Origin of the sequence: Pseudomonas sp. FIP_A4 (assembly GCF_036701605.1) — a bacterium.
Taxonomy (GTDB): Bacteria; Pseudomonadota; Gammaproteobacteria; order Pseudomonadales; family Pseudomonadaceae; genus Stutzerimonas; species Stutzerimonas phenolilytica.
The window spans coordinates 292,156-301,962 of sequence record NZ_JAYDXP010000119.1 but is presented as its reverse complement, the minus strand read 5'-3'; the positions used below and the strand labels follow the sequence as shown (position 1 = coordinate 301,962).

Genomic DNA, 9,807 nt, shown 5'->3' with positions numbered 1-9,807 from the left:
CAGCGCGTCCGGGGTCAGGGTTTCCAGCGGCTTCTTCTTGGCCTTCATGATGTTCGGCAGCGACGCGTAGCGCGGCTCGTTCAGACGCAGGTCGGTGGTGACGATCGCCGGCAGGCTCAGCGCGACGGTCTGCAGACCGCCATCGATTTCGCGGGTGACGTTGACCTTGTCGCCAGCCACTTCCACCTTGGAGGCGAAGGTGCCCTGGGCATAGCCGGTCAGCGCGGCCAGCATCTGGCCGGTCTGGTTGTTGTCGCTGTCGATCGCCTGCTTGCCGAGGATCACCAGCTGCGGCTGCTCTTTGTCGACCACCGCCTTGAGCAGCTTGGCAACCGCCAGGGAGCTCAGTTCGTCGTTAGACTCGACCAGCACGGCGCGGTCCGCGCCCAGTGCCAGTGCGGTGCGCAGCTGCTCCTGAGCAGCGGCCGAACCGATGGAGACGACAACGATCTCGCTCGCCACGCCCTTTTCTTTCAGGCGTACGGCTTCTTCCACGGCAATTTCGCAGAAGGGGTTCATCGACATCTTGACGTTGGCGAGGTCGACGCCGGAGTTGTCCGCCTTGACGCGAACCTTGACGTTGTAATCGACCACTTTTTTTACAGCTACCAAGGTTTTCATATTTAAATTCTCGCTGAAGAAGTTGGGCGCTTTCTATTGCTTTAAAAGATTTGGATTTTTTTCCTTATATTTAATTACCTGCTCCCGAAGCTCCGGTGTTCTTATGGAACTAGCGAGGGCTTGCTGTTCATCCGTCAACTGTTGTTCAAGCGATTGTCCAAATGACTGTCGTATCAATTTTTTCAATCGACCTAAGCTGGGTGTGGTGGATTGGCAAAGCCGATTAGCCACGCATTGGCTTTCACAATCGAGTTGATGAAAGGGAACGACTCTATTCACGAGACCGATATTCAACGCTTGCTGTGCGTTGAAAGAGCCGCTCAATAGCGCAATTTCCATCGCCATATGTAGCCCGACCAAGCGGGGAAGATGCCAAGAGGAACCCAGTTGACAGCTCGTGCTGCCGGTAGGCAGGCATGCGAAATTGAAACGGCTGTTATGTGCAGCAATGACTAGGTCGCAGGCCAGCGCGATACTCAGCCCGGCTCCGGCAACAGGTCCATGCACACTGGCTAAAACTGGAACTTCCAGCTCCCCCAAGAGCCTCATTGCTTTGTTCATCGGCTCAAGTACGCTTTCTTCAACTGAATCGGGCGAGTCGATGAACTGTTGCTGATCTAGCCCGGCCATGAAACATCGTCCTTCCCCCTTGAGCATCAGCACTCGTGTTTGCTTTCGCTGCACGATTTCCTCGCAAGCTTCGAGAAAAGCACTTGCCATTGCTGAATCAATCGAATTCAACATATGCGGCCTATTGAAGCGAATGCAGCTGACCGCATTGTTGTGTTCAACCAGTACCGGCTTTGAAGATGGGTTGGTCATCATTAGCCTCGCTGATAATTGGGAAGGACGACTCGTAGAGCGTCCGCGGTGCGCCTGCTGCTTCGCTACGGTTCGGTGCGCTCGAAGATGGCGGCGACGCCTTGCCCGCCGCCAATGCACATCGCAACCAGCGCGTAATGGCCAGCCGTTCGCTGCAATTCGTAAATGGCTTTGGTGGTGATGATCGCGCCGGTCGCTCCAATGGGATGGCCCAGGGAAATGCCGGAACCGTTGGGGTTGACCCGTTCCGGATCCAGGCCCAGCTCCTGTGCTACAGCACAGGCCTGAGCGGCGAATGCCTCGTTGGCTTCGATGACATCCATTTGCTCCAGCGCGAGTCCGGTGCGCTGCAGTACCTGACGTATCGCCGGTACCGGCCCGATACCCATGTAGGCCGGCTCGACGCCCGCATGCGCATAACCGACCAGCCGGACGAGCGGCCGCAGGCCCAGTTCGCGAGCCCTGTCGCCTTCGGCCAGCACGACGGCGGCAGCGCCATCGTTGAGCCCCGACGCATTGCCGACGGTGACCGTGCCGGCCGCCTTGTCGAATACCGGACGCATGGCAGCGAGCTGCTCGGCGGTCACCTCGCCGCGCACATGCTCGTCGGTATCGAACAGGCGGGGGCCTTTGCGCGTAGACACCTCGATCGGCACGATCTGCGTGGCGAAGCGGCCTTCAGCAATGGCGCGCGCGGCGCGGCGCTGGCTTTCGAGCGCGAGGGCATCCTGCTGGGCGCGGCTGATGTCATAGCGCCGGGCGACGTTCTCCGCGGTGATACCCATGTGCACCTGCTGGAAGGGGTCGTGCAGCACGCCGTTCATGAAGTCGATGGCGCTGGCGTCGCCCAGCTGCGTGCCCCAGCGCAGCCCGGGCAGCATGAATGGCCCGCGGCTCATGCTTTCGGCGCCGGCACCGATGGCGATCGAGGTGTCGCCCAGCCGGATCGCCTGGGCCGCGGAAATGATCGCCTGCAGGCCCGAACCGCACAGACGGTTGACGTTGAACGCGGGCGTGGTGCAGGGGATACCGGCATCGATGGCGGCGAGACGGCCCAGGTAGGCGTCCCTGGGCTCGGTCGCGACCACGTTGCCCATCACCAGATGCCCAACCTGGTCCGGCTCGACGCCGGACCGCTCCAGTGCCGCACGGACCACGCTCGTGGCCAGCGAACCAAGCGGTACATCCTTCAGTGCGCCGCCAAAGCTGCCTATGGCTGTTCGAACGGCTCCGACGACGAAAATCTCGCGCTCTAACATGGCATCGCCTGTCCTGGAAGTGGCTGCGTTGCTGCAACTGCGCAGCATCGCTTTGCCTGCATTCTTGGGCAGGCGAAGACCGCCGACATCGTCCACACGGCTTAGCCTCGCGCCGCGCTTTAGTCTTTCCAGACGATGAGGCTGGCCGTCGTGCTGTGTGGAAATGAGCCTGAGCGAGGCACCCGACGCTACCGGCGGGCCTGTCCGCCGCCAACCACGTCGACAAAGGAGAGGTTCATGTCCGTTATCGCAATTACAGGAAGCGCGTCAGGCATCGGCGCCGCGCTCAAGGAACTCCTGACCGCCGCTGGCCATACCGTGATCGGCATCGATCGCAGCCACGCCGACGTGGAGGCCGATCTGTCCACCGACGAAGGACGTGCCGCCGCGGTCGCAGCGGTGCTGGAGCGCTGTTCGAACGTGCTCGATGGGCTGGTCTGCTGCGCCGGCGTCGGTGTCACCGCGCCCAGTAGCGGCCTGGTCGTGGCGGTCAATTACTTCGGCGTCAGCGCTTTGCTGGATGGTCTGGCCGACGCCTTGTCTCGCGGCCGGCAGCCGGCAGCGGTGGTCGTCGGTTCAGTTGCTGCCACCCAGCCTGGGGCTGCTGAGCTACCGATGGTCGAGGCGATGCTGGCCGGCGACGAAGCCCGCGCGATCGAGCTGGCCGAGCAGGGCGGGCAGACGCACCTGGCCTACGCCGGCTCGAAATATGCCGTGACCTGCCTGGCGCGGCGCAACGTGGTCGACTGGGCGGGGCGCGGCGTGCGCCTGAACGTGGTGGCGCCCGGCGCGGTGGAGACGCCATTGCTGCAGGCTTCGAAGGCCGACCCGCGTTACGGCGAATCGACGCGCCGCTTCGTCGCGCCGCTGGGACGCGGCAGCGAACCGCGCGAGGTGGCGGAGGCGATCGCCTTTCTGCTCGGGCCGCAGGCGAGCTTCATTCACGGCAGCGTGTTGTTCGTCGACGGCGGCATGGACGCCCTGATGCGGACCAAGGTCTTCTGAGGCCGCACTGCGGTAACGACACGAGAACGCCTGGCTTGCCAGGCGTTTTGGCTTCAGGCGCCGACCTCCGTCAACCCGAGCGGCGCCACTGCTGCTGGAACGGGGGCTGCCGCTGCGTGATAGGCACGGCTGCGATAGAGCATGACCAGCAGCCCCATCGGCACCAGCAGGAAGACATTGACGATCAAAATGGCGTAGCGCAGCGAGTCGTCGCCGAACGTGCTGCCCAGAACGTCGCTCAGCAGGCCGACCGCGAGCGGGCCGAGGCCGATGCCGAGCAGCGTGGAGAACACCGTCTGCAGGGCGATCGCCGTCGCGCGCTGCCAGGGGCTGACCAGCTGGGTCAGCAGGTTGAACGACGCCGCCACCCACCAGATGCTGAAGAAGCCGCTGAACGCTGCCCACAGCATGGCCGAAGGCACCGGCAATCCGGCGACGGTCAGCCAGGTCGCCTGCGGCCAGAGCAGATACAGCGCCAGCCCGGCCAACCCGAGCAGATGCCCCAGCAGCGGAATGCGCAGCAACCAGGCGCGATTCAGGGCGCTGAGCCGATCGGTCAGCCAGCCGCTGAATACACCGCCGACGGCCATGGCGGCGCCACTGACCACGCCGGCGAGAATGCCCGCATGCTGCAACGACAGCGCATGGCTGCGCACCAGAAAGCTGGTGTTCCACATCGCGAAGGCATACGCGCTGAAGGTAGTAAGCGCGCTGGCGCTCATCAGCAGGAGATAGGGCCGGTTGCGCAGCAGGGTCAGCGCCGACTGCAACAGGCTCTCGCCTGGGGCCGGATGCGCGGTGACGCCGTCCCAGCGGCCGCGTTGGGGTTCGCGCACCAGGAAGCCGAAAATCAGCGAGAGGAACAGCAACGGAATGGCGATCAGCACGAAGCCGGTGCGCCAGCCATGCACGTCGACCAGCCACGCGCCGACGCTGAGGCCGACGATGGCCGACAGGGTGGGCGCGCCGGTGAAGCAGCTGATCGCCAGCGAGCGGTTCTGCACCGGATAGAGGTCGGCAATCAGCGACAGCGAGGTGGGGGTGACCGGGGCCTCGGTGGCCGCCACCAGCATCCGCGCCAGCGCCAGCACGACAAAGCCGGTGGCCATGCCGCAGAGCAGGGTGGCCAATGCCCAGAGCGCCGCGGTAATGGCCAGCACGCGCATGCGCGAATGGCGATCGGCCAGGCGCCCGGCCGGCAGGCCGAGCAGGGCATAGACGGCGGCGAACGACAGGCCGGAGACCAGCCCCATGGCGGTGTCGCTGACGCCGAACTCCAGTTTGATCGGCTCGATCATCACCGACATGATCTGCCGGCCGATGAAGCTGCTGGCATAGGCCACCACCAGCAGCGCCAGCACGCCATGGGTGCGCCAGCCGAGGCGCGGCGCTGCATTAACCGTCGTCATGCCAGCCTCCGACCCAAGCCGGATCGATCAGGCGCGCGCCTGGCGTTGCTTGAGCAGCGTCAGCGCGGTGTCCTCGATCATGTCCTCCTGACCACCGACCATGCCGCGGCGGCCCATCTCGACGAGAATCTCGCGTGCCGAGACGCCGTACTTCTTCTCGGCGCGTTTGGCGAACAAGAGGAAGGAGCCATAGACGCCGGCATAGCCCATGGTCAGGGCGTCGCGGTCGCTGCGGATGGGGAAGTCCATGATCGGTACCACCAGGTCTTCGGCGACGTCCTGGATGCCGAACACGCTGACGCCCGTCTCGATGCCCATGCGGTCGCAGACCGCCACCAGCACCTCCATCGGCGTGTTGCCGGCGCCAGCACCGAGGCCTGCGCAGGCCGCGTCGATGCGCGTCGCGCCGGCGCCGATCGCGGCGATGGAATTGGCCACGCCCATCGAGAGGTTGTGATGGCCATGGAAGCCGATCTCGGTCTCCGGCGCGAGCGCCTCGCGCAGCGCGGCGACCCGGGCGCGAACGTCGTCCGGCAGCAGGTAGCCGGCCGAGTCAGTGATGTACACGCAGTTGGCGCCGTAGCTTTCCATCAGCTTGCCCTGGGCGGCGAGGCCCTCGGGGCTGTTCATGTGCGCCATCATCAGAAAGCCCACGGTATCCATGCCGAGGCCGCGCGCATGGCTGATGTGTTGCTCGGAAACGTCGGCCTCGGTGCAGTGGGTCGCCACGCGGATGGTAGCGACGCCCAGCTCATGGGCCATCTTCAGATGGTCGACGGTGCCGATGCCCGGCAGCAGCAGCGCCGAGACCTTGGCCTGCTTCATCAGCGGGATGACGGCCGAGAGATACTCCTCGTCGCTGTGTGCAGGGAAGCCATAGTTGACTGAGGTACCACCCAAGCCGTCGCCATGAGTGACTTCGATCAGCGGCACGCCGGCCGCATCCAGGCCCTGGGCGATGCTCTTCATCTGCTCCAGGCTGATCTGGTGACGCTTGGGGTGCATGCCGTCGCGCAGGCACATGTCGTGTACGGTGATTTTCTTGCCGCGAAGGTCCATGGCGCGCTCCTTAAAGCTCGGTCTGCTTGAGCAGTTCTTCGGCGAACATCTCGGCGGTGCGGGCCGAGGCTGCGGTCATGATGTCGAGGTTGCCGGCGTACTTGGGCAGGTAGTCGCCCAGGCCCTCGACCTCCATGAAGACGGAGACGCGATTGCCGTCGAACACCGGCCCGTTGACCAGCGTGTAGCCCGGCACGTACTTCTGTACCTCAGCGATCATCGCGTGGATCGACTCGGTGATCGCCGCCTCGTCCGGCGTACCTTCCACCAGGCAATGCACGGTGTCGCGCATGATCAGCGGCGGCTCGGCGGGGTTGATGACGATGATCGCCTTGCCCTTTCTCGCGCCCCCGACCTGTTCCACCGCGCCGGCAGTGGTGCGGGTGAATTCGTCGATGTTCTTGCGCGTGCCCGGTCCGACCGACTTGGATGCGGCGGTGGCGATGATCTCGGCATATTCGACCGGCTGCACGCGCGACACCGCGGCAACCAGCGGAATCGTCGCCTGGCCGCCGCAGGTGACCATGTTGACGTTCGTCGCCCCGGCCTTGAGATTGTCCTTCAGGTTCACCGGCGGCACGCAGTAGGGGCCGATGGCGGCGGGGGTCAGGTCGATCATCAGCACGCCCAGCTCGGTCAGCTTGCGGCTGTTTTCGGCGTGCACATAGGCGCTGGTGGCGTCGAAGGCGATGCGGATGTCATCGGCCGCGACGTGCGGCAGCAGGCCGTCGACGCCCTTGGCGGTGACCTTCAGGCCCATTTCCTCGGCGCGCTTGAGGCCCTCGGAAGTCGGGTCGATGCCCACCATCCAGACCGGCTCCAGCACTTCGCTGCGCTTGAGCTTGTACAACAGGTCGGTGCCGATGTTGCCGGGCCCGATCAGGGCGCAGCGGATCTTCTTGCTCATGGTTCGTCTCCTTGACGAATCGGCTCTAGTCGACGAAGCGCAGGCTCGCCGCGCCGATGCCGCTGATGGTCATGTGGATGCGGTCGCCGGCGCCCACCGGCACCAGCGGGGCGAGGGCGCCGGAAAGAATCACTTCGCCCTTGCGAAACGGAATGCCGAGCCGACCCAGGGTGTTGGCCAGCCAGGCCACGGCCTCGCACGGGTGCCCCTGGACTGCGGCGCCCAGGCCGCGCCCGGCCGGCTGGCCGTTCTTGAACATCTGCAGCTCGCAGGCGGCGAGGTCCAGTTGCTGCGGGTCTATTCGCGTTTCGCCGAGAGCGAACACGCCGCAGGAGGCGTTGTCCGCCACGGTGTCCTGGATACGGATCTGCCAGTCGTCGATACGCGAGTCGACGATCTCGAAGCAGCAGGCCACCGAGGCGGTGGCAGCTGCCACGTCCGAGGCGGTGACGCCCGGCCCGTTGAGATCCTCGGCGAGGATGAAGGCGATCTCGCCTTCGGCGCGCGGCTGGATCAGGCGGTGCCCGGCCAGGCTCACGGCACTGCCGTCATCGACCTGCATCGCCTGGGTGAGAAAGCCGAAATCCGGCTGGTGCACGTTCAGCATGTCCTGCACGGCCTTGCTGGTGACGCCGATCTTCTTGCCGATCACCTGCTCGCCGACAGCCTCGCGCCGTGCCAGAAAGCGCAGCGAGATGCGGTACGCATCGTCCAGGTCGATGGCCGGATGGCGGCTGGTCAGCGGCGCCAGGGTGCGTCGTTCGCGCAGGGCGGCGAAGAGCTCGTCGCCGAGGGCTTCGATCAGTTGCGGATCAAGCATGGCAAGCGCTCCTCAACCGGGCCAGACGCTGGATTCGGCGCCGCCATCGACTTCGATGATCTTGCCGGTCACCCAGCGCGACGCCGGGGTGGCGAGATAGAGCGCGGCGGCGGAGATGTCTTCGACTTCGCCGAGGCACTTCATCGGCGTGTTCCGCTCCATGGCCGTGCGCATCTGCTCGGGCATCACCCGGTTGAGCGCGTCGGTGAGGATCGGGCCGGGCGCGATGGCGTTGACCCGCACCGTGGGCGCGAAGTCATGCGCCAGCAGCCGGGTCAGCTGCGACAGCGCGGCCTTGGCGGCGCCATAGGCACTGAACTGCGGCTGTGCGTAGCGCGCCGCGCCCGAGGTGATATTGAGGATGTTGCCGCTACCGGCATGGCGCATGTGCGGCACGCACAGCTGGGTCAACGCATAGGCGGAGCTGACGTTGAAGCGCAGCACCTGCTCGAATTCCTCGACGCTCATCTTCAGCGGGTCGTTCGGTCCGGCGCCACCGGCGTTGTTGACCAGATGGGTGATGCGCCCAAAGGCCTCCAGCGCGGCTGTTACCGTGGCCTGGCGCATGGCGTCGTCGTTGACGTCGCAGCGCACGGCGATGGCCTCGCCACCGGCGGCACGGATCTCGGCGGCCACCGACTCGACGTCGGCGACGGTGCGTGCGGCGCACACCACGCGCGCGCCGGTCTCGGCGTAGGCCAGGGCAATGGCGCGGCCGATGCCGCGGCCGGCGCCGGTAACGATGGCGACGCTGTCATGCAGGGTGAAGCGATCAAGCAGACTCATGGCGGTTCCTTGTCTCGTTGTACGCGGTCAGGCTCAGGCTTGTGCGCTGACCGGAGATTGCGCGGGGGCCCAGAGATCGGGCAGGCCAGGGTCGGTGTCGTGGATCAAACGCTTGAGCAACACCTTGAGCACCTGCGAATCGGTCGGGCCGAGCTTATCGGTCACTTCTTGCTCGACCGCTTTGGCCAGGGCGATCTGTTCCAGCGATATCTCACGCCCGGCGGCGGTGAGCAGAAAACGCAGTACGCCGAACTGCTTCTCAGCCACCACGTAGCCCTGCTTTTCGAGGAACAGCATCATCGACAGCGTGACCTCACGGCCGGTGTAGCTGACGAACTCGTTGATCTCGTCGAGCGTCAGGTTGTCCTGGATGCACAGCACCGAGAGCACGAAGAAGGCATGCTCGTCGATCTTCTGGCTGTGCAGCAGCCGGCGCAGCGCGTCGAGCAGCTGGTAGTGCGCGCGCCCGACCAGATAGCCGAGCAGGTCCTCGGTGTAGCTGCACTCGGGCGGCGGTTCGGAACCCAGGCGCAGCGTCTCGCGGGCCTTGCAGGTGGCCAGCGCGTACTGCCCGCTCTGGAAGGCCAGCGGCGGCAGGTCGGTCTTGTCGAAGGCGAGCACCTCGCCGACGAAGATCAGGTGGTCGCCGCCTTCGTAGGTAAAGGCGGTGCGGCACTGGAAGCGTGCCGTGCAGTCCATGAACAGCGGCGTGTCGTTGATGCCTTGGTCGAGCGTGACACCGGCGAACTTGTCTTCGCCGCGCGAGGCGAAACGGCCCGAGAGCAGCTGCTGGTCGGCGGAAAGAACATGCACGTTCCAGTGCTTGTTGCTGGAGAAGGCCGGCAGGCTCAGCGCCGACTTGGCCAGGCTCCAGAGCACCAGCGGCGGGTTCAGCGAGACCGAGTTGAAGCTGTTGGCCGTCACGCCCACCGGCTCGCCATCGGCACCGCGCGTGGTAATGATCGTCACCCCCGTGGTGAAGGTGCTGAGCGCTGCGCGAAACGCCTGGGGGTTGAAACTGGCTGGAGCAGTCATGGTCTGCCTCACAAATCGGGTCAGTCGTGATTGCAGTATTCGCAGCCCGGGTTGCGCCAACATCGTCTTTACGGACTAAGGGAA

The 9,807-nt window shown here is 65.1% G+C and carries 10 protein-coding genes; 1 reads left to right on the top strand and 9 read right to left on the bottom strand.

Annotated features, from left to right (window positions below; genetic code table 11):
- The 3 genes from U8L64_RS06560 to U8L64_RS06550 form a co-directional block, all read right to left on the bottom strand.
- A partial coding sequence (locus U8L64_RS06560; RefSeq protein WP_333394980.1) for an electron transfer flavoprotein subunit beta/FixA family protein occupies window positions 1-621 on the bottom strand: 621 nt, incomplete at its 3' end.
- A gap of 33 nt (window positions 622-654) precedes the next feature.
- A complete protein-coding gene (locus U8L64_RS06555) occupies window positions 655-1,443 on the bottom strand; it encodes an enoyl-CoA hydratase/isomerase family protein (RefSeq protein ID WP_008568625.1) in 789 nt (262 codons plus the stop codon).
- Between the two features lie 65 nt (window positions 1,444-1,508).
- Window positions 1,509-2,702 carry an acetyl-CoA C-acyltransferase family protein gene (locus U8L64_RS06550; protein ID WP_333394999.1) on the bottom strand — a complete coding sequence of 398 codons (1,194 nt, stop codon included), beginning with the start codon at window positions 2,700-2,702 and terminating at the stop codon, window positions 1,509-1,511.
- 237 nt (window positions 2,703-2,939) lie between these two features.
- Between U8L64_RS06550 and U8L64_RS06545 the strand changes: the two genes are divergently transcribed.
- Complete coding sequence (locus U8L64_RS06545) at window positions 2,940-3,707, top strand: 3-alpha-hydroxysteroid 3-dehydrogenase (protein ID WP_234302355.1); 768 nt, start codon at window positions 2,940-2,942, stop codon at window positions 3,705-3,707.
- 53 nt (window positions 3,708-3,760) lie between these two features.
- Here U8L64_RS06545 and U8L64_RS06540 read toward each other — a convergent pair whose 3' ends face one another.
- The 6 genes from U8L64_RS06540 to U8L64_RS06515 are packed head-to-tail and all read right to left on the bottom strand — an operon-like array spanning window position 3,761 to window position 9,723.
- The gene (locus U8L64_RS06540; protein ID WP_054094677.1) at window positions 3,761-5,116 is read right to left on the bottom strand and encodes an MFS transporter; all 1,356 of its coding nucleotides are present in this window, start codon (window positions 5,114-5,116) and stop codon (window positions 3,761-3,763) included.
- 27 nt (window positions 5,117-5,143) lie between these two features.
- The gene (gene dmpG / locus U8L64_RS06535; RefSeq protein ID WP_054094678.1) at window positions 5,144-6,175 is read right to left on the bottom strand and encodes a 4-hydroxy-2-oxovalerate aldolase; all 1,032 of its coding nucleotides are present in this window, start codon (window positions 6,173-6,175) and stop codon (window positions 5,144-5,146) included.
- 10 nt (window positions 6,176-6,185) lie between these two features.
- Window positions 6,186-7,082, bottom strand: a complete 897-nt coding sequence (locus tag U8L64_RS06530; RefSeq protein WP_054094679.1) for an acetaldehyde dehydrogenase (acetylating) — start codon at window positions 7,080-7,082, stop codon at window positions 6,186-6,188.
- A gap of 25 nt (window positions 7,083-7,107) precedes the next feature.
- A complete protein-coding gene (locus U8L64_RS06525; protein ID WP_054094680.1) occupies window positions 7,108-7,902 on the bottom strand; it encodes a fumarylacetoacetate hydrolase family protein in 795 nt (264 codons plus the stop codon).
- A 12-nt stretch (window positions 7,903-7,914) separates the two neighbouring features.
- Window positions 7,915-8,688 (bottom strand): glucose 1-dehydrogenase, encoded by a 774-nt coding sequence (locus tag U8L64_RS06520; protein WP_054094681.1) that lies wholly within the window; start codon window positions 8,686-8,688, stop codon window positions 7,915-7,917.
- Window positions 8,689-8,721: 33 nt separating this feature from the next.
- Window positions 8,722-9,723, bottom strand: a complete 1,002-nt coding sequence (locus U8L64_RS06515) for a flavin reductase (RefSeq protein WP_054094682.1) — start codon at window positions 9,721-9,723, stop codon at window positions 8,722-8,724.
- Between the last annotated feature and the right edge of the window lie 84 nt (window positions 9,724-9,807).